Origin of the sequence: Paenibacillus sp. LjRoot56, assembly GCF_964253335.1 — a bacterium.
Lineage (GTDB): Bacteria > Bacillota > Bacilli > Paenibacillales > NBRC-103111 > Paenibacillus_E > Paenibacillus_E allorhizoplanae.
Window position 1 is genome coordinate 1371989 of record NZ_CAXURV020000004.1, and the last position, 19528, is coordinate 1391516.

Consider the following 19528-nt stretch of genomic DNA (forward strand, 5'->3'; position numbering starts at 1 on the left):
CATACCAACTTACTACTACCCGTTTCTTCCCCTGCTCACGCACATGTCCGTTCACTTTCAACCTGGGATAAATTTTTTTAATTGAAATAATCAAACATACTTTTTCTTACTTCCTCAGAATGCAAAGGATACTGAATTGCATTAAAACTTGAATACTCTTCTTGTTTAGAGAATAATTTTCCATTAATTGTATCCAAATCAAATTCAACAATTATCGAGTTATAATCTAAATCGTAATAATGTTTATAGCCAACATGACCAATGTCAGGAAAATTATTTTTGAATTTTTCATTATACTCTGGTTTAAAATAATTTATCAACGCTGCTTCCGTTATGTTTATCATATGACTATGTAGCTTGAGCGACTCCGCCTTTAGTACTTCTGCCATATGTTGCATATCAACTTCTTTTGATGTCTCAAATTCCTTGCTGGTTCCATCAAATGATGTCAGTAACCTTGGGGTAAATTCCCATAAGGACAAAACTATATCCCCTATCGGCTCATTAAACAAGTGATTTGATTGAATTTCTTGAAGTGTACTATGAGATAGTAGTCTTTGCTTAGCCGTTCTATCTCCTGTTCTTCCAAATGATTGCCCAATATATAAAATCTCATAATCCAACTCATATTTAGTATAATTTAAGAAAAAGGGAAGAATTCTAATTATTGATCCATGACCCTTATCGTTAGTTATTTTTATAGATTTTGCTGGACCATCGAAAGATATGTTGAGTTGTGAATGATCCAAGTTATTTTTCACTTTGAAATTGAAGATTTTAATCTCATCGGAAACTTCCGTTCTTACCCTTACTTCAATTTGTATGTTATCTCTTGAAACATTCAAAGAATCTGGGATAAATGATAGCTTTGGAATTTGATGTATCATATAAATATGATACTGATGATCATTACTATAGTCATATAAATCATGAGGATACAAAATTGTAGCGTGCGAACTATATGTAAGAAGCCCAAATTCAGCCATATATTTTCTTTTTATTTGTTCCATACAACATACTTTGTACTTACGTCCACTTTCACATGGACACTTATCATTTCTTCCTGTTGTCCCTTTGGTCATATCCCTCTTATCCCCTTTTATCTTCACTTTAGATCTATTCCACACTGCAACAAAATTTTGATCCACTTCAATTAACAATTTTTAAAATTAAGAATAGAATGTCATCGTGATTTTATAGATTGCTGTTCTTATTGTACTGTAAAACGATTTGCTCTAAAGGTAGACCTCTTTCGAACTCACAAAACACGTATTCATGTCCATAACAAGTTCCAAAATGAGTATTAATTGTACCTGAACCATCTAAGTACCCACTAATTTTATACAAAAGTTTGTAATCCATCTTTTTCACGCCTTTTTTGAACACTAACACTATTTTCTAAATTATAGCACTTACCAGGTATTAGAGTAATCTGCCCGTTAGTTGAGCGGTTAAGTTTATCATTGGCAATCGGAATTTCTCGAGGTATTCGCCCGAAAATCGAACTCGCTATAAAGTAGGTGAATTTGTGTCGCAAGACTACAATGTAGGGACATTTGTGCATTTTTTGATGACACAAATCCTCCCACATAAAAATATAAAAGCCTGATTCCTCAGGCATTTACATTAATAGTTATGTAGGCACTTTTGTGTCATTGGACATTATATGGCTTGTGTCACAATCTGTCTTACCAGTTAAGCTCAAACTCTAGCTCAAACTCTTTCCTCTATGTCTGATATCATGAAGTTTGAAAATTCATGTTCATCCACAGAAGTGCCCTTCTTTATGCTGTTAAAGTCCCTAGCTGTTAAAGTCCCTGTGTGCAAAATAATTTTATTTCCTGATTCCCATTTCCGTAATATTCACTTTAACGAGCAAGCTAATGTTCATCGTTGGATAGGCTTGCTTCCATTCCTCTTCGTTCCAATTTCGCGTTTTACTTCTAACGAAATCCCCTAAACCGAGCGGATCGATCCCTTCTTTTTTAAATAGTTGTATGAGTTCCATGCCACTTGTAGTTAGATCCTTTTCGAATAGGGCTTTTATTCTCTCCTGCTCCTCTTTGGTTAAGTCATTCCCCTTTGCATCAATAATTTCACCGTTTAAATGAAGATTTATCATCACTCTGGGACTTTTCGAATCTTTTTCGACTCGATACTTCACTTTTGATCCGAGATTTTTCACTGCAATGTAAGTTCCATTTTCCAGCTTTGCTTCAAGATTACCGTACTTCGTTTCTCCCAAAAGAAGTTTCATCACTCGCATCTGCTTTTCGTTCAGTGACATTGCATATTTGTCATCCTTAAATAAAGCTAGACCGGCAATCATAACTTGATTACTTTGCAAATTAAGAATCGGCAAAGAAGGGTCCATTCCTTTTCCTAAATAAGAATACTCGAAATCGTGAAGATTTTGCCTAGGAACAAGCCCGTTCCGCACGTTTGTATCGAGTAAATTGAACAAAGACATCCCTTTTTCCTCATTTAAACTGAAATTCGCTTTCAAAATCTCCTTAGCCTTTCCATCCACTATCGCTAAATACATCCTTCGAGAAGATACAGCATCACGTAAAAACACATCCAATTCATCTTCCAATCCGTTTGCTGCCAGCTCTTTACCGATTAAAATCACCAACAGATTTCCTGGTTTAATAGGCCGGCTTAATTGCATGTCCATTAATTCTGTGATATTCCTAGTTGTGTGGCCTACCTTTGCGTACAAATTATTTGAAACGGAACTGGATTTGCCAGCTTGAAACTTAGGCGCAACTATCGTAAGTTCGACTTGATCATTTGGTGCTTCATCTAAGGCACAGACAAAAGATATGGTAATTTTCTCTAACGTTTGTTGCTTTACACACCCTGTTAACAAGAAACCAATGAGTACTAAGAAGAAAAATGACCGATTCATACTGTTCTTCTCACTTTCATTCTGACAACGTCGACTATGTACAAAAAGGGAATGTACACAAAAATAATGTAAAATCCGGTTCCGGATAACATTGTTTGAACAGCTTCAATACGTGTACGATCTGGAATCAGACAAACACCTGTGAAAACAAGAATCAATAATATTGGCAGAGCTGTCAATTGTTTCACCGTAAACATGATTTTGCACATGCGACTTGAAGCCCAAAGACAGATGCATAGGATAGGAATTACCCATAAAATCTGGGCAGCCGCACCGATATATTCAAATCGTTCTATAAACGGAAAATGAATAAATTTATATTTGGTTAATTGCGGCCATATTTCCTTAGATAATTGTTCGGGTTTGAACATTAATAATGAGAAGAAAATAATTAAAAGATACGAGATGGTTGAAATAAAATTGGCTAAATGTGCCCACTTTTGTGATTTTTTTGGTGTTTCGATGAACTTGTAACAGAAAAACAACGTTTCCACGCCTAAATAAGGAAATGTCAATTCCTTTCCTGCTTGGATGATATCGTTCAGCGAATGATCTAACATTGGCGTTAAATTATTAAAATGAAAATAGGCCACTGGAAAAAACAAGGCCAGAATAGTCACATATCGTACCAAGCTAAACATACAAATGCCCACGATTACGCGAAAACCTCCTGCAACGATGTAATAAACAAGCAGGAGCAGAGCCAATGCCAATGGCCATGTCTTTAATTCAGGAAATAACCATACTTGTATTATTTCTATAAATTGCCGAATTAAGATACTTGCAATGAGCGTGAAGTAAATGATAAAGACAAAGTTAAGAACGCCACCCGCCCATTTCCCGAAAAATTGTTGATGAATATGGATAAGATCTGTTCCACTATGGTTGAGAATGCGATACATCATCCAAATGATGATGTGGAAAGCGATACCGCATAGGATGACTGAGATCCAAGCATCTTGGCCAGCCAATTGAATCGGCTTGATCGACATGGAAAGATACTCAGGTCCGAACTGCATCGAATGAATCAACACGAATACAAGGAAAGGCGAAATAGTAAATCTCGGTTGTTCGGTTGATTTCATCTTTGTTTCACTCCCAAAGCTGATTCATTCATCTATGTCTTTTTTAGCGTTTGCATATTTCCTATCAAATCTTACAGGTTTTCTTGATCTTAAAAAGGTAAATCGATGATGAAACTTGGAATAAGGTGGACGAATGACTGTATCAAATAAGTCGGACGTGCGAAACGGATAAAACGGAACCAAGTATGGCATCCCGAGTGAAGTTAATCGCAATAAATGTGCAACCATAGCTAGGATGCAGATGAAAATTCCGAGTAACCCCCACAATTGCGCAGCAAATATAAATGGAAACCGAAGAATTCGTATCGTAGCGCTCATTCGAAAAATGGGTGTAGTGAAAGAAGCTAAAGCCGACATCGCTACAATGATCAATAAAAAATTGCTCGTAAGCGCCGCTTCAACAGCTGCCGTACCAAGCACAATGCCTCCAACAATGCCGATGGTTTGTCCGATTTTCGTAGGTAGTCTAGCGCCAGCTTCCCGTAACAGTTCAATAACAAGCTCCATGATGAGTACTTCCACGAAAGGTGGAAAAGGTACATTGATCCTCGAAGAAATGATCGTAGGCAAAAAAACAGGTGAAATACTCTGACCGTGATACGTAATAACGGCAACATATAAGGGTGAGGCAAATACGGAAAACAATACGGAGAACATGCGAATCAACCTAAGTATGGAGGCAATAATCCATGGCAAATAATAATCTTCATAGGTGATGAAAAATTGCCAGAGGTTGACTGGTGCAAAAAACGCAGTCGGGGATCCATCCTTCAAAACGCATATTTGACCTGATGATACGGCCCAGGCAACATAATCAGGCCTTTCGGTCCCGATCGTCTGTGGAAAGATCGAGTTGGAATTATCTTCAATCATTTGTTGAAGCAACGTGGTGTCCGTAATTTGATCGAATTGTACATCCTCTATGCGCTGAATGCATGTATTTAAATATTGTTCGTTCGTTAGTCCCTCTATGTAAACAATCGCAACTCTCGACTTGGATATACTCCCTGTAGTAAGCTCCTTAATACGCAACTCAGGATAAGGAACTCGCTTGCGAATCAAGTTAAGATTGACGTCCAATGATTCAACAAAAGCTTCTTTCGGTCCTTCTACAGTGAATTCGGTTTCAGGTGAGGCTACGTTGCGCCCCTTTAATGCAGCAGCATTGACCAAAATACACTGATGGCTTTGAAGCCCGTATTGAATCGCAACATATCCCCGATAAATTTTGCTTTGAATGATGTCCCATTCGGTGGATATTTCTTTTTCTGGTACAGGTATCAATTGGTACAAATCCTCGAAGGATATCTCCGAATTGCTACTAAGACAACCGAGGATATGCCATTGCAGGACTTCTGTCTCTGTAAGAGATTTAAAATATCCGATGAACAAAGGATTAGCGTTCATTTTATGTTCGTAGCATACGAAATCGTCTGAATCACTAAGTTCCTTCCATAATGGAGGGACTGTATTCACTTCTGATCACCTTTTCTAATCATGATTTCTAATTCATTGTGTCACTTCAAGGGAATAATTATACAGAATCCAAGCATGGTTACCGCTCTATCTAAGTCATTGTCACAAAAAACAAAAAAGGAGCCCCGTAGTTGCCGGTTCTCCTTCATTTCTAACACTGTTATCGCTTTAGTTGCTTACACTTGGACTATGGAACGGCTAAGCCAATCCTTAAAGTGCGTAGTGGTAATTCGAGCGTTGCTACCAGTTGGAACAAGAGATTGATCATTCACCTCTACGGAGCCGTAGTAGGGCGCTTTGGCATCTGTGACAACCTGGCGTGTGTCTTTCGTTACGCTAAAAAATTGTCGAACGAGTTCGTCCATACGAATCTGATCTGGTCCAGCCACATCGACAATGCCATTCACTGGCGCCGCAAGTGTGAAATCGACAAGCGCGGCTGCAACATCATCCGAAACGATTGGCTGCATAAGGGCTGAAGGCAATCGTACTATTTCCCCTTCTGTAGCTACATCGGCGATGCCGCCGATGAATTCGAAGAACTGTGTCGCGCGGACGATCGTATAAGGAATTTTGGAATTCTGGATTAGCTCTTCCTGAGCCAGTTTCGCGCGGAAATAACCACTTTGGAGAAGGCGTTCAGTACCAACAACCGATAATGCAACATGATGACTTACTCCAGCGGTAGCTTCAGCAGCAAGAAGGTTCGTATTAGACGTAACGAAGAAATCCAAAACTGCCTGATCCTCCCATGAAGGCGCATTTGACACATCGACGACAACCTGTGCACCGACGAGCGTTTCTGCAAGCCCCTCACCTGTGATCGTGTTGACCCCTAAAGAAGGTGATGCTGCCACTACCTCGTGACCAAGCTGACGAAGGTTGTTTACAAGTTTTTTTCCAATAAGTCCACTACCACCGATAACCACAATTTTCATATTAATTCCTCCTAGTTTTTATAGCCATAAATAAGGGCTTGTAATGTTTTTTGAAAAGATTTAGTGATTGCTTCATAGTAGTTAATACGTTGTGCCATAACGATTACCTACCCTTTTTGTGTAACACTATAAAGACAATTGGCGATCTGAATGTGTGACATCAATTGTTTTATATTATCCTCTTCGCTCATATCCGATATCCACAACAATGCATCCAGAATCGGTTCTAATTTCCCGTCTTGACCTCCTTTTTTTTTTACACTATTAAGACAATTAGCAACTTCAAAGTGTGACATTCCCCTCATATCTGATCTAATTTTATTTACGCATCTCAAGGTCGGGCATTTAATCCAATGATCAAGCAGTGTTTTGTTACTTAAAAAAGAGAGGCCGTCACCACGTTGATGTCTCTACATGTGACAGCCCCTTGCCTCTGAAGCATTGAAAGCTTTGTTTCGCGGCATCTAGTTTCCATGAAACATCGATTTTACCTCCTGCTGGATGCGGAACGCTGCCTTTCGCCCTAGAAAGACCACTTGGTACAGGTGCAATCTCAGCTTGCGTCCATCTCGGTGCAAGTCTGCGCACGTCAAGGATTTCTCTTCCCAAAAAGTAAGTTGGCGCTGAAGACCATGCAGGGCAGTGACTTCGGGTAATCATGTCCGGATTCAAGAAAATTCGGATACTGCTCCCAGCAAGTTGTGGCTCCGTTTTGGATCATGGTTCCGATGTTTTGCCGGATATCCGGCAGAATTCTAGTAGAAGAAAGACATTAACGGACTGCCAATCTGGACAAAATCATTCATATTCTTGATCCAATACCAAGACCCCTTCTACGGGGTTAATCTCATTTTAGGAAGCTTCTAAGCCACACTCTTTATTCCACGATTCTGCCCGTTAATTCAAAAAAATAGGGATCGACTGCACGGCAGCCGGTGGTCCTTATTAATGTAACGTTCGCCGTTAGCTCAATTTAGTTACTTTAATGAATTAATAAACGAATCTAAAATCTTGACCGCTAGTTCATAATGATTAGATTCCAATCGTGTGTATAGGATTAGCTCTAACTCATTATCCAGGTCATGGAAAAGTTTTTCTGATGTCTTACTCGGTATTGTTGACTCTGGTAATGGAGGAGATGTGTTTAATCTGCTCTGTAATTCTTCAATTCCAAACTCCTTATTTTTAAAGCGTTCAATTATGATTTCAAAATGATGAATGCTAATTTGAAGTTAACCTCCTATATTGAGCTATCGTATTCGTTAGTTCAATCGATTTTCTTCCTGTATTTTTTGGACAGATATCGAACACAATCTTTATTTTATATCTATAACAAACACGTATTCCCCGTGTCCTTCCTTCCAAACACCCGATAAAGTGTAGATGCAACGCCCTTTTTCAGCGGGAAGGATGGCTTCATAGCCATCAATAGGTTCGCTATAATTTAGTCTTCCGTCGGTTGCCCATGCGGTGAGTTTCAACTCATTAGGTTTGTAGTCAAATTCCACCTTTAGCAGTGATGACGGCGAAGCGTTAACTGGTTTGACATGCTCGGCTAATTTCAACGGCTGAGGTGCGTCGGCGATAGCACCCTTCCATTGGTAAGATCCTAGCAGGAAAGGCACGTTTTTCCCGTCTACCATTATCTTGGGATTCGGCGGTTCAATTCCAGTGCTCGTTTTCAACTCTTCCTTTTTCATACAACCTGATGCCAACGAAACAAGCAGAATGAGCGTGAACAATAGGATTACTGACAGAATCATCTTACTAAAAGATCGGTACATTAGCCCTCCCCTTTCTTACTACATTAGACGAAAAAGGGAAATTTCAGTTGTGCTATACTGCCAGTTAGCGCAATGACGGCTCCCCCGCGGCAGCCGTATTGTGTTGAACTATCGTTTTCCATTAGCGTAATGAGCTGACCTATCATTTGAAATCCAATCACTTCAGCCATCAAAATGTAAATCCAACTTGACATTGTGGTTATTTTTGATAACATTATGTATAGAATGCTTTACTTATTGTAAAAAATACATTACAGGAGCCGTGTACCATGACCTATCAAGAAAAGAAGAGCATCGTATCGTTGATCAGCACCATACTCATTTTCGGAGCTTATTGCTTGTACATGTATCCGCAGTTCCCCGAAGGGGGGCTGGAGTCGACAGAAACCTTTCGCTTTTGGGGTTCCTTCGTCCTGGTACTGATGTTGGTTTCAATAGTCGCTCATATCATTATCAGCATTATTTTTAACATCGTCTTTCGAATAACGACCAGAGAAAAGGAACCGAAGTTCGCGGATGAACTGGATAAGCTCATTGAATTGAAAGCGAACCGAATTTCTTTTTTCGTGTTTATCATCGGCTTTCTTATTGCCATGGGATCGCTGGTCATCGATATGCCGTCGCAGGCGATGTTCATGATCCTGATCGCCTCCGGATTTCTCTCGGATTTGACCGGCTCCGTTACGAAACTTTATCACTATCGGAAAGGAGTCTAATATGAGCAAAAATCTTGTCAGCAATCACATCCGAAAATTACGATTCAACCATGATGAAATGACCCAGCAGCAGTTGGCTGACAAGGTGGGCGTAACCAGACAAACAATTGTGGCCCTGGAAAAGGGTAACTACTCCCCGTCTCTGGAACTGGCTTTTCGCATTGCTCACGCCTTCAACTTACCTTTGGAAGAGGTATTCTTTTACGGGGATAACACACAGGAGTAAGAACTAGGAATATCATTACTTTTACTGACGATGAATTTATTAAAAAAGGAGATAAAAAAATGAGTTCATACAAAAAAACTGCAAAAATTGTGGGAGTACTGTTTATACTTGCAGCGGTTACGTCGATGATAGCTGCTTTTATTTTATACAAACCTATCCTAAATGATCCCGATTACCTGATTCAAGGTTCTAAATATGCCAACCAGGTGATACTGGGAGCGCTTATGGAGTTAATACTTGTTGTTTCAGCAGTTGGTACTGCAACTACAATGTTTCCGTTTTTAAGAAAGTATAATGAAACGATAGCTCTTTGGCATCTTTGCTTCAGGTTTCTTGAAGCGGTTATCATTACTGTTGGTGTAATCAGCGTACTGTCCCTAGTGACGTTAAGCCGGGAATTTGTAGCAACAGGAGCCCCGGATACTGCCTCTTTTCAAGTTTCAGGCACTTTATTAAAAGCAATACATGACTGGACATTTTTGCTAGGCCCCCTTTTCATGCTGGGCATCAATACGATGATGTACAGTTATATATTTTATAAATCCAAGCTCGTACCCAGGTTTATATCCATCTTAGGTATGACTGGGGCAACTCTTGTTTTTATTTATGCCTTGTTAGTAATGTTCGGTGTAATTCAACAAGTTTCTGTTTGGGGTGCTATTTTGGCGCTGCCAGTAGCAGCCAATGAAATGATTCTCGCGGTGTGGCTCATCTTTAAAGGATTCAATGAGTCTGCACTTGCTTCCATGTCTCCAAATACGAAAGCGGCGAGATATTAGCACACACCTAAATAAGGCGGATTCTTAAATGAATACCTCGCATAACTGCCCGTTCGTATTATGAGGTTAACCAGTTTTTACTGGTTGACCTCTTTTGTATTTTAGAGGTTTAGTAACGGTAGTTGCAAAAGGAGAAAGTCAGGGCTAGGCCTTCTTGGATAAAGGACAGCCCTACGGAAAGAGCTTTACGATCATTCATACACGAGAGGGACTGCAGCTTTTCCATCAGCTTTTAAAGGATCTTGAAGCCACGACTGAACAAAAACCTACTGTTATTCTAGAGGCTACAGGCCATTACAATGCTCCTGTCACCCAGTTTCTAGATGATCAGAACTACTTCTACATTGTTGTTAATCCGATTCTGTCTTATCAATCGAAAAAGTCTTCGAGTTTACGTAAAGTAAAAACAGATGCCATTGACGCTTATGCCTTATGCGATTTTTTTTACAAGGAGGACTTCGAGCATCGTAAGACTAGAGGTGTGCAGTTACTAAACCTGCGCAATCTCACAAGACAGCATGAATCGGTAACGGGACAATTCGTTCAGATCAAACTTCAATTCCAAGCGGTGTTAGATCAGGTATTTCCGGAGTTTAGGGGCGTTTATGGGGCTTTGTACTCTGTGGTGTCGCTGCAAACCTTGTTAGCTTTTCCAACGTCTGAGGACGTTCTAAGTGCTGGTGAAGCTAAATTAACCGAAAAGATTTCGGTTTTATGTGCAGGTCGTTCAGAAAAATGGGCTAAAGAAAAGGCTCAGAAGCTCATGGCAGCTGCAATTCGAAATCCGTTTCGCAAAGCGCCATATCAAAGTCACTTATTTAGTATGAATATGTACATTAGCATGCTTCTCCATTATAAAGAGCATCTATCTACCCTCGAAAAGCAAATAGATGCACTCGCTAATGAAGTTGAAGAATATGAGATTATCCAATCCATCCCCGGCATCGGTGAGAAAATCGCGGCAACGATTATCTCTGAAGTTGGTGAGATTGATCGGTTTAATCATCCTAAAAAGCTCGTTGCCTTTGTTGGCGTAGATCCCAGTGTTCACATCTCGGGAAAGTTTACGGCTACGATTAATAGGATCACAAAACGTGGCTCCAGCAGACTCAGGCACGCATTGTACATGGCTGTGCTCTGCAGGCTGAGGCGCACTGGGAGTAAGAAGCTCAAAGCTTTTTACGACAAAAAAAATGGCCGAAGGAAAACCTCACAAAGTAGCGATGATCGCATGTGTGAACAAGTTACTACATTGGATATTTGTCATGCTTAAACGAAAAGAAGCATACCATGAGTTGAATTGATTGGAAATCAAACGTAATCAATGAAAAACTTTCCAAAGCAATTTGGAGGGTTATTTGGCATGCTCAGTAATTAGTATAGCACCATCTTCTCGATTTACTATTGAAAAATCTTGACAAGTTATTAGCTGGTTTAGCTTAATGAGTCTGCCACTCGTTTTTCGGTGGCAGCCTCATTGTAGTTTATTGAAGTAACGTTACCCGTTAGTTGAATTGCTTAGTTACAACGAGTTTTGTTTACTTCACGATAATATTTTTAAGAGCTGAGTCTGTGATTCCTAATCGTTTACCTTCTTCTGTAATACTATGGCTAAACTGCATTACGTTATTATGGGCAAAGTATATGTACTCAACGTACGGTTCATTTTCAAATACAACAACCGTGTAAAATGACGGTAATTTAATACCCCAGATTCCTTTAACCGATTTGATTTCATTCTTCTTGTAATGTTGTTCATTTAAAAGGTAGTTAGTCACTTTATTTGCATAAATTATTTTATTTACTTGTACGAAAACGAAGGGTGTGATGAAAAGTCCAATTATTAATATTGCTGGTATCCATTTCATTAATTTTCTCACCATAACACCCCATTCTACATCATTGCATAATAAATTAATCTGCACGTGAACCTCGTCTGGTTTATATAACTATCGTTCCTACGTTAGCGCAACGATTCTTCCAAATATATAAGCCTGTTAATTGTGAACCTGCCAGTTGCCTTCAATGTCGCAATCCAACTCAAATATCTTCTATTTATCTCCAGAAAATGTGGCGATCTTCTTATCGGTCGAATACATTAGTAGTCTTTAAGTAAATGCAGTCCCCAATCATAAGTGTTAATTACCTTTTTATCTTCTAATTCAAAAATCAGATTAGTAGGACTTCCTCCAGTAAATATGATTTGTTTAATCGCTGCACTTTCATATTTATCTTGACCATCGGACACTTCGATCCTATTTTCTTGAATGTTTTCTGGATGGGGATATATAAAAATGTAAGAATGATTAACTAGAGGATGTTTCTTTTCCGAACGACCAAAATACTGATCAACAACAATGATGACTGGCTTTCCATCCTTTTTTGCTTTAAAAGCATAATAATACGGACTTGTATGAAGCAAGTCCGTAGTTGCTGGTCCAAACAATTCAACGTTTGAAACCTTTAATTCTGTCACGATCGTTCGTGTTTTAGGAACGGGGCGTTCTGTCATTAGGAACCAAAATAGGTGATAACCCGCATATACGATTGCAACAAGTAAGAATAGCGATAATAAGGCATAAAATATCGATTTCTGCATTAGTAGGCTCACTCCCATTTTCACCCAACATCCAACACCCTATATTACAGACAATCTAACGTGGTCATTTGTTACGCTAATCTGCCCTTAGCTTAATGAAAAAGGAGCTGCTGCCGGCCGCGGTGATCTGCTCCCTGATTGTTCAACTATAGTGTCCCGTTAACGTAATGAACTTATAATGTATTCACAATCAAAACTTATAATTGAAACTCAATTAAATGCATTTGGCATAAACCTAGCTTAACACTCAGATCATTGCATTCAGCCACTCTACATACACGTTGAAGAAACTGCTTCTGCTTCATTTGTGATTTTAGCTCTGTGGAGCCTGTTCTGAACAGTCTTTGATGATGTATAGCACATAATCCCTTTGCTATGATAGGCTTTCCACAATCTCCTGCCAAGCATAAATTTTTTTCACTCGTAACTGTTTTGGTACGTGCCATATCAAATACTTCCATTCATAAGTAGTTGCAAGAAATTATCTAACTAGCGTTTAAAGTTAATTATTGTATTTAGAAAATATATGTGTACTGTATGAGTTGCCGAGTCCAAGATAATGTTCTTATCACCCGATAAAAACGGGACTGCCTATTTTCATACTGGCAGTCCCGTATTGGATTTTACTATTTCGTAAGTGTCGGGTTAAATAATCCTATACCACTATCTCCGAGTCCATCCACCTTCAATGTAACTTTAAACGTGAGTTTATTTACACCTTTCACACTTACTGACACATCATCCGGAAAATCACCTGCTTTGATTTCACTGGAATAGAGCTCCTTACCATCACCTTCGATTGCGAATATTAATATATTCTTCGAATTTTGATAGTCATTCCTCAATCCCAATTTTGCAGTAAAAGTAGAAAATTGCCCATTTAAAGGATAATACGGCTACGATTAATAGGATCACAAAACGTGGCTCCAGCAGACTCAGGCACGCATTGTACATGGCTGTGCTCTGCGGGCTGAGGCGCACTGGGAGTAAGAAGCTCAAATCTTTTTACGACAAAAAAATGGCCGAAGGAAAACCTCACAAAGTAGCGATGATCGCATGTGTGAACAAGTTACTACATTGGATATTTGCCATGCTTAAACGAAAAGAAACATACCTTGAGTTGATTTGATTGGAAATCAAACGTAATCAATGAAAAACTTTCCAAAGCAATTTTGGAGGGTTATTTGGCATGATCAGTAATTAGTATAGCACCATCTTCTCGATTTTCTATTGAAAAATCTTGACAAGTTATTAGCTGGTTTAGCTGAGCGGTTAGGATTAATTTGTTGGTAATCGGAGAATTTCTTGTGTGAACGAACATGAAAATCGAACTCCTATAAGGTAGGTGGATTTGTGTCTCAAGACTACAGTGTAGGCACATTTGTGTGTTGAACACAAAAAAACACCAGTGCACGCAAGAAAAAATCTCCTTCGGGCACGGTGCTTCCGTGTTTTCATCAAATAAAAAGGAATACTTTCCTTAAGAATTTCAAAAAATTAATGTCCTTAAAAGAATCCATTTTCTTGCTCAAATGGTTAAGCTCCCATTTTTCCCCTAATAGGTGTTTGTTTATTTCAAAAATCTCCTTGTCGAATTGATTGAGCTCGTTATTCAGGATGATTCTGGCGGCATCTTCTTCCCTCTTTAAGAGGTCATGCTCCGGACTATATGTTTGCTTAATGGTAGATATCAGGTCCTGTGCCCTTGTTTTATAAGTTTGTTCTACGTTATTTAATATTGATTTCCTTTCGTTAAATTTTGATTTTAAGGCAGTGATTTCACCTGGAGGCATGGATTGGGGGATATTAGGTCTATACTTGCGCTCTATCATTTTTTTCCATTCTACTAGTGCTTTCGCTTGGGATGGACTCAATTCTATATGAACCGAGCCACCATTTTTTAATATCATATATACCTTTTCAATTTTTTTACGACCATAGGACTGAAATATATTAATATCCAAAAAATCAGCCGGAGTACGAATTCCATTTGATCTTAAACGCCGTTTGATTTCATCATCAATATCCGGTATTTTTTCTTTGCTAATCGTATGCTTCTTTAATTGATCTTCCAGCCAAGTTTTTCGGAATGAAGCCAATAAGCCGGCAAGTTCGGTATGTTCCTCCTGATCTATGGTTTGTCTTTCACCAGCGATTTCGCTTATCTGACTCCAGAGTTCCTTCTCTACTTCTTCGGTTTCATTCTTTACTCGTTCCGATATTTCCCTTTGCCTTTGTAATAGATCATTAATCTTGTTTTCCTCCATTTGTTGGAGCTCTTGCTTGATATAGTTAATTTTGTTCAATTCGCTTGTCAGATCGGAGGCTGCACCATAAAGTTCCTTTATTTTTTCAGACGTGGTTCTTTTTTCCATAACAGTGGGAAGCTTCACATAACGCCAGCTCAAAAAGGCAATTTCAATAACTAAACCCAAAGCAGTGCAGGATGCTAAACCTGTAATCGGAGCCTTTCCGTACATAACAGTTGTAGCCAATGCCGTGAGGGTTATGACCGAGAATGAAACGGTTCTTTCTAAAACGAGCCCATATGTGGGCAGAGGCCTGAATGGCCTTGCTTCTGCTGTAAGATAATCAAGTACCCACGACGAATCAACAGGATCCAATGTTTCCGGTTGGGATTGGGCAACGGCTAACCGCTTCTTTATAGTGAATTTATCATAGAAGGCTGTTAGATAAGTATTTAATTTCGTTGCTAAGTCGGCAGAGACAGAAGAGACAGAAGCGGCTGGGTGATGAACAACATTAACCTGTGATTCGGGATCAGGAGGCTTTGGCACATTCGGCACCTCTAATGCCATGACATCACGAAAGCAGTTTACTAAAGAACGTAACGTTTCATCATTAACAAGCTCCAGTAATTCAAAAGCGCGTGATTCGCCAGGGGAGACAAAATCTTTTTGTCGAAAGAGGAGACTTTCTTCAGCTTCTCCCGCGCCAAGCGAATTCCATAACGAAGCATCCACACTAACGGCTAATATTGCAATCAAAATGACCCAGACCGAAAAGTTATCGATGTATGGCCCAAAATGCTCTACGACTCTTCCGGGGTGTTGATAATTTCTGTGACCGAGCTCGTTGCTTAGCATGCCGTTTAAGCCTGGTACATACATGCCATCATAATCGATCAGAATAATTTCATCCCTGTGAATCAATATGTTGCCATGCTGCAGGTCACCATGCGCAATGTTTGCCATGTGCAGCTCATTAATGATTTTTAGCCATTGATTTGCTAGTCCTTTTAAAATTTCAACGTTATGCAAATTTCTTTGGATGTAGTAAAGCAGCGATTCCCCCTCAACCCATTGCATTTTTACGACAGGGAACCAATTGCCATTTATTTTTATGCCTTCAGAGAGGTACTCAAAAGGAACCATATACGGTAGATTCACTGAGCTTAAATGCGAGCTGATGGCATCGTAACGGTCCTTCTGATCCTTCACATTATTGGTAAAACACCTGATCGCCCATTCCGAAAGTCCGCACTTGATTCTGTAAACACTGGCGAAGCTGCCAGAAATGGGGCGAGGGAGTCCAAGCTTATCCAATTCAGGGAGTCCGGATTGAAGCTCCGGGTCCTGAAAACAAATGTGCGGATTTTGAATCGCTTCCCTATAATCCTGTGGAGTGGGCCAAAACATCGCCTCATCTCCCCTTACATAAGATTTACTCGAATGAAAGTAACATCATCATTCCTTAGATAAAAGCTGCCGTCGCGGCGAACTAGCTTTCTTTCTGCCTCCACCAAACGGATAAAGTCATCTTCACAGGTTAACCCGTGTATTTGCTTGATTACATTGGTGCCTTCCTCGTAGCGAGTCAAAGTCCAGCAGGCCAAGGCATCGGTCATTAACCAAAAGGAATCTCCCGCTTGAGCTGTACCGCTCCAATTTTTCACGGATGCTTGAAGATGAAGGTTATAAGCTCCGTTACTCGAAATGAGAATCGGTCTATTATGAAAATCCTCGACGGAAGCCAGTGGAAAAAAGTGTTCAATTTGTTCATCCCGAATTTGAAACATGCAGCTATCACCAATCGCAATCGCATCAAACTCTACTGACCAAGTATCCGTCAAACGAAAAGTAATTCCAGCTAACGTAGAAAATGCCCCGCTGTTCAGCTTTTCTTGAGCGTACCAGGGAAGGTCTTTGGTATTTAGCTTTCTCTTCCAATCTTTGGACAATTTGGGGATGGAGTTGTGGAGCTGATGACTATCCATTTTCCCCTTGCAATAATAGCCAGCGAGTAAACCCGCCCATATATTAGCGAATGAGGATTCACTCGCCCCATCCGCTATGGCGAATCGATGATACGCAGTATCCTTATTCACAAAAATACTGGTGTTGAACGCATCTTCATATTCCTCTTTGCGATTTCCCGCCTTTTGCAATGAAAAACATTCACTTGCAATTTGCACCATAGCAACCCCTATCTAAGATTGGCGGGACGCGTACCGATATCAAGCGCTTGGACTACAAGGGTTAGATCTGCATTCATGACAAATCCCCTTGCTCCGTCCGAAAGATTCAATTGATGCTCCTGATTGGCCACCCACATCATAAATGGCGTTAGATTGCTGGATCCTTCGTAGAGCAGCCTCGAGAATTGGTCAGGCAGCCCATCCGCGGTTTCCGGGAAACTCACACTAACCGCATTCGGTCTGCTGGAAATATGCAAGTTGAATAGAAAGACGTTCCCATCGTCCGTAGCCAGTGCTCTTATTTGTTCCATTGCAGAACTCGGGTCTCCATCGGTGGATTCTCCATCTGTAATATGGATGACCACTGGCGGAAAACAATGAGGATACTCGCTGATCCATTGACTCAGAATGGTATAGGCGGAATTCATCGCCTGACACATGGGTGTCCCGCCGTTTGAGACTGGATCAAACCAGATTGGAAACTTTACAATTTGATCAACAATACCGCCAGCACCGTCCGGAACTTTCTTCAGACGCTTTTCCAGCCTTGACGGATTATCCGCGATTTCACTAATCGGTACTAATTCTTTTCCGGCAAGTACGTCACCGAAGGCCGGCCCAACACTGGCGCCATAGCCGATCACACCAACGTGGAAGTAATCGCGTATCCCCTCCGACTTCGCACACTTTATAATGAGATTCTGCAATAACCGATTGATGGCATCGGATACACTATCGGCTTTGGTGCTAGCTCCGAAAGGGTCGGACATGGAACCGGACTGATCAATAATAAACAGAAAGCAAGACGGATTGGAGCGGCTGATTTCTGCTGAGTACATAGTTTACCTCCTTAATCCTGTACATAGTTAATCATATTCCGGTGGGAATGAGGATTTGTGCTTTTATTGAAAAAAATTTGGGCAGGATTGGAAAAGAGATTCATGTGGATGACATGGAACGTGCTATTGCATGTACCATGTGCGTGGGAGACTACGACGCTATTGAAGCAAAAATTCTGAACTTGGAGGCACGGTGACATTGGGTAAAACCCGTGATAAACCCATCATACCGAGATGCTTCTTTTCTTTCAAAGTCCATTTCTTAGCACTAATAGGAATGTTTACTTGAATAACAAAAGAGGAGCTGCTGCGAAGCAAGCCCCTCAACTATCGTTCTTCGTTAGATTCCTGTAGATGGATAAATTTCAGCTTTGTAAAAAAACGAGCGCCTCAGTACGATGGAAGTACGCAACGGGTCAAAAGCCCTTTAATTCCATCATCCAGGAGGACGCTCTACTATGAAGTTTAAATCACAAGATAAGCAAAATCAACTCATTGAAAACATTACCTTTAATCATATTGTTGTAGGTGTAGACATTGCTCAGGAGGCCCATGTTGCTAGAGCAGTTAACTTTCGCGGTGTTGCTCTAGGCAATCCTCTTGAGTTCAGTAATGACGAAGAAGGCTTTAAGTCTCTCCACCGTTGGATTCGTGACTTGTTAGCTTCATATAAACTGTCTCAAATAATTGTTGGTATGGAACCCACCGGCCATTACTGGTTAAGCCTTGCCGGATGGCTTAAAAATAATGAAATTGAAGCCGTACTTGTTAATCCTCATCTAGTTAAAAAGAATAAAGAAAACCGCGACAATACACGCTCTAAAAGCGACAAAAAAGATGCTTTAGTTATTGCCGACATGGTGAAAAACGGCTACTACTCCCCTGTCCGTTTCCACTCCTCTGAGTATGAGGAGCTACGGATTCTCATGGCTAACCGAGAAACAGTCGTTAAACGCCTCGTAAGTGCCGTTAACCAGATCCACCGCTGGGTTGACATTGTTTTCCCTGAACTAAGACAAGTCTTTAAGATCTTAACTTGCAAGGGAGCATTGTTAACCCTTCGACTTTTTCCGCTCCCGGCGGACCTATGTAAACTAAGTCCTGACGATGTAATTAAAGGATGGCAGAAATCAATGAAACGGCATTCAGGTGTGCGTAGAGCTCATCTACTCATCGATCTTGCCAAGAAAACTGTTGGATCTAGGCAGGCAACACATGCTTACAAACTCCATCTAGAGCAGCTCCTTGAGGAGCATGACTTAGCCACTAAACAACTGCAGAGGATAGAAAAAGAAGCCAAAGACGTTGTTGATCGTATCCCCTATTCAGGCAAAATCCTTGCCATTACTGGAATAAGTCCAATTGCTCTAGCTGGTGTTTTAGGAGAGTCTGGGGATCTTAGTAGTTATGCGCACGGGAATGCACTACTCCGTCATGCAGGACTTAATATAACCGAAGCAAGCTCTGGGAAATGGAAGGGGCAACTGAAGCTCAGCAAACGAGGCCGTCCACGTCTGCGTCACTTTCTCTATTTAATTACGATGTGTATGGTCATGAGTAACCAAGAATTTAAAGCCTTACACCACTACAATGTTCAGGTGAAAAAGCTTAAAAAGATGAAGTCTATTATGAATTTATGTGGAAAGTTAGCTCGACTTTTAGTAGGAATGACTCGTAGTGATGAAGCATACAACCCAGATAAAATCTTTGCATTAGCAGCTTAACATAAACATTATC

The 19528-nt window shown here is 40.3% G+C and carries 17 protein-coding genes and 3 pseudogenes; 6 read left to right on the forward strand and 14 right to left on the reverse strand.

What is annotated here, in order from left to right:
• Positions 1–77 precede the first annotated feature (77 nt).
• The 8 genes from ACSQ8O_RS31875 to ACSQ8O_RS31910 all read right to left on the reverse strand — a co-directional run bounded on the left by ACSQ8O_RS31875 (position 78) and on the right by ACSQ8O_RS31910 (position 8364).
• Positions 78–1082 carry an SEC-C domain-containing protein gene (locus ACSQ8O_RS31875; RefSeq protein ID WP_436244928.1) on the reverse strand — a complete coding sequence of 335 codons (1005 nt, stop codon included), beginning with the start codon at positions 1080–1082 and terminating at the stop codon, positions 78–80.
• 752 nt (positions 1083–1834) lie between these two features.
• Positions 1835–2911, reverse strand: a complete 1077-nt coding sequence (locus ACSQ8O_RS31880) for a Ger(x)C family spore germination protein (protein WP_436244929.1) — start codon at positions 2909–2911, stop codon at positions 1835–1837.
• Entirely contained in the window at positions 2908–3996 is a 1089-nt protein-coding gene (locus tag ACSQ8O_RS31885) for a GerAB/ArcD/ProY family transporter (RefSeq protein ID WP_436244930.1), read from the reverse strand. The genes ACSQ8O_RS31880 and ACSQ8O_RS31885 overlap by 4 nt, the downstream gene beginning before the upstream one ends.
• A 24-nt stretch (positions 3997–4020) precedes the next feature.
• Positions 4021–5472: a spore germination protein gene (locus ACSQ8O_RS31890; protein ID WP_436244931.1), complete on the reverse strand. Its 1452-nt coding sequence runs from the start codon at positions 5470–5472 to the stop codon at positions 4021–4023.
• Between the two features lie 176 nt (positions 5473–5648).
• Complete coding sequence (locus ACSQ8O_RS31895; protein WP_436244932.1) at positions 5649–6410, reverse strand: SDR family oxidoreductase; 762 nt, start codon at positions 6408–6410, stop codon at positions 5649–5651.
• Between the two features lie 393 nt (positions 6411–6803).
• Positions 6804–7070, reverse strand: a complete 267-nt coding sequence (locus ACSQ8O_RS31900) for a hypothetical protein (RefSeq protein WP_436244933.1) — start codon at positions 7068–7070, stop codon at positions 6804–6806.
• Between the two features lie 656 nt (positions 7071–7726).
• On the reverse strand, positions 7727–8173 hold the full coding sequence (locus ACSQ8O_RS31905; RefSeq protein WP_436244934.1) for a hypothetical protein: 447 nt from the start codon (positions 8171–8173) through the stop codon (positions 7727–7729).
• A 44-nt stretch (positions 8174–8217) separates the two neighbouring features.
• Positions 8218–8364: a hypothetical protein gene (locus ACSQ8O_RS31910; RefSeq protein ID WP_436244935.1), complete on the reverse strand. Its 147-nt coding sequence runs from the start codon at positions 8362–8364 to the stop codon at positions 8218–8220.
• Between the two features lie 99 nt (positions 8365–8463).
• Here ACSQ8O_RS31910 and ACSQ8O_RS31915 point away from each other — a divergent pair, with 99 nt between their 5' ends.
• The 4 genes and pseudogenes from ACSQ8O_RS31915 to ACSQ8O_RS31930 all read left to right on the forward strand — a co-directional run bounded on the left by ACSQ8O_RS31915 (position 8464) and on the right by ACSQ8O_RS31930 (position 11219).
• On the forward strand, positions 8464–8910 hold the full coding sequence (locus tag ACSQ8O_RS31915; protein WP_436244936.1) for a hypothetical protein: 447 nt from the start codon (positions 8464–8466) through the stop codon (positions 8908–8910).
• A gap of 1 nt (position 8911) precedes the next feature.
• Entirely contained in the window at positions 8912–9136 is a 225-nt protein-coding gene (locus ACSQ8O_RS31920) for a helix-turn-helix transcriptional regulator (RefSeq protein WP_436244937.1), read from the forward strand.
• Between the two features lie 59 nt (positions 9137–9195).
• A complete protein-coding gene (locus ACSQ8O_RS31925; RefSeq protein ID WP_436244938.1) occupies positions 9196–9915 on the forward strand; it encodes a DUF4386 domain-containing protein in 720 nt (239 codons plus the stop codon).
• Between the two features lie 154 nt (positions 9916–10069).
• A pseudogene (locus tag ACSQ8O_RS31930) lies at positions 10070–11219 on the forward strand (IS110 family transposase).
• Between the two features lie 234 nt (positions 11220–11453).
• Here ACSQ8O_RS31930 and ACSQ8O_RS31935 read toward each other — a convergent pair.
• From ACSQ8O_RS31935 to ACSQ8O_RS31945, 3 genes and pseudogenes are all read right to left on the reverse strand, one after another.
• A complete protein-coding gene (locus ACSQ8O_RS31935) occupies positions 11454–11840 on the reverse strand; it encodes a DUF3139 domain-containing protein (protein WP_436244939.1) in 387 nt (128 codons plus the stop codon).
• Between the two features lie 173 nt (positions 11841–12013).
• Positions 12014–12514 carry a hypothetical protein gene (locus tag ACSQ8O_RS31940; protein ID WP_436244940.1) on the reverse strand — a complete coding sequence of 167 codons (501 nt, stop codon included), beginning with the start codon at positions 12512–12514 and terminating at the stop codon, positions 12014–12016.
• Between the two features lie 626 nt (positions 12515–13140).
• Positions 13141–13392: pseudogene (locus tag ACSQ8O_RS31945) on the reverse strand (NPCBM/NEW2 domain-containing protein); the annotation flags it as partial.
• Positions 13393–13409: 17 nt separating this feature from the next.
• Here ACSQ8O_RS31945 and ACSQ8O_RS31950 point away from each other — a divergent pair.
• Positions 13410–13643 (forward strand): annotated as a pseudogene (locus ACSQ8O_RS31950) (transposase); the annotation flags it as partial.
• Positions 13644–13971: 328 nt separating this feature from the next.
• Here the strand turns inward: ACSQ8O_RS31950 and ACSQ8O_RS31955 are convergent.
• From ACSQ8O_RS31955 to ACSQ8O_RS31965, 3 genes are read right to left on the reverse strand one after another with little or no spacing between them, the layout of a single operon-like run.
• Positions 13972–16173 (reverse strand): protein kinase domain-containing protein, encoded by a 2202-nt coding sequence (locus ACSQ8O_RS31955; protein ID WP_436244941.1) that lies wholly within the window; start codon positions 16171–16173, stop codon positions 13972–13974.
• A 14-nt stretch (positions 16174–16187) separates the two neighbouring features.
• Complete coding sequence (locus ACSQ8O_RS31960; protein ID WP_056625497.1) at positions 16188–16952, reverse strand: hypothetical protein; 765 nt, start codon at positions 16950–16952, stop codon at positions 16188–16190.
• Between the two features lie 8 nt (positions 16953–16960).
• Positions 16961–17791 (reverse strand): vWA domain-containing protein, encoded by an 831-nt coding sequence (locus ACSQ8O_RS31965; RefSeq protein ID WP_436244942.1) that lies wholly within the window; start codon positions 17789–17791, stop codon positions 16961–16963.
• A gap of 458 nt (positions 17792–18249) precedes the next feature.
• Here ACSQ8O_RS31965 and ACSQ8O_RS31970 point away from each other — a divergent pair, with 458 nt between their 5' ends.
• On the forward strand, positions 18250–19515 hold the full coding sequence (locus ACSQ8O_RS31970) for an IS110 family transposase (protein WP_436244943.1): 1266 nt from the start codon (positions 18250–18252) through the stop codon (positions 19513–19515).
• Positions 19516–19528: the final 13 nt, after the last annotated feature.

Bases quoted from the DNA above. Each gene is read 5' to 3' on its own strand.
- ACSQ8O_RS31970 (WP_436244943.1), top strand. From the start codon at position 18,250: ATGAAGTTTAAATCACAAGATAAGCAAAATCAACTCATTGAAAACATT.
- ACSQ8O_RS31925 (WP_436244938.1), top strand. From the start codon at position 9,196: ATGAGTTCATACAAAAAAACTGCAAAAATTGTGGGAGTACTGTTTATA.
- ACSQ8O_RS31955 (WP_436244941.1), bottom strand. From the start codon at position 16,173: ATGTTTTGGCCCACTCCACAGGATTATAGGGAAGCGATTCAAAATCCG.
- ACSQ8O_RS31895 (WP_436244932.1), bottom strand. From the start codon at position 6,410: ATGAAAATTGTGGTTATCGGTGGTAGTGGACTTATTGGAAAAAAACTT.
- ACSQ8O_RS31940 (WP_436244940.1), bottom strand. From the start codon at position 12,514: ATGCAGAAATCGATATTTTATGCCTTATTATCGCTATTCTTACTTGTT.
- ACSQ8O_RS31875 (WP_436244928.1), bottom strand. From the start codon at position 1,082: ATGACCAAAGGGACAACAGGAAGAAATGATAAGTGTCCATGTGAAAGT.
- ACSQ8O_RS31915 (WP_436244936.1), top strand. From the start codon at position 8,464: ATGACCTATCAAGAAAAGAAGAGCATCGTATCGTTGATCAGCACCATA.
- ACSQ8O_RS31965 (WP_436244942.1), bottom strand. From the start codon at position 17,791: ATGTACTCAGCAGAAATCAGCCGCTCCAATCCGTCTTGCTTTCTGTTT.
- ACSQ8O_RS31910 (WP_436244935.1), bottom strand. From the start codon at position 8,364: ATGGCTGAAGTGATTGGATTTCAAATGATAGGTCAGCTCATTACGCTA.
- ACSQ8O_RS31905 (WP_436244934.1), bottom strand. From the start codon at position 8,173: ATGATTCTGTCAGTAATCCTATTGTTCACGCTCATTCTGCTTGTTTCG.
- ACSQ8O_RS31920 (WP_436244937.1), top strand. From the start codon at position 8,912: ATGAGCAAAAATCTTGTCAGCAATCACATCCGAAAATTACGATTCAAC.
- ACSQ8O_RS31885 (WP_436244930.1), bottom strand. From the start codon at position 3,996: ATGAAATCAACCGAACAACCGAGATTTACTATTTCGCCTTTCCTTGTA.
- ACSQ8O_RS31880 (WP_436244929.1), bottom strand. From the start codon at position 2,911: ATGAATCGGTCATTTTTCTTCTTAGTACTCATTGGTTTCTTGTTAACA.
- ACSQ8O_RS31960 (WP_056625497.1), bottom strand. From the start codon at position 16,952: ATGGTGCAAATTGCAAGTGAATGTTTTTCATTGCAAAAGGCGGGAAAT.
- ACSQ8O_RS31900 (WP_436244933.1), bottom strand. From the start codon at position 7,070: ATGATTACCCGAAGTCACTGCCCTGCATGGTCTTCAGCGCCAACTTAC.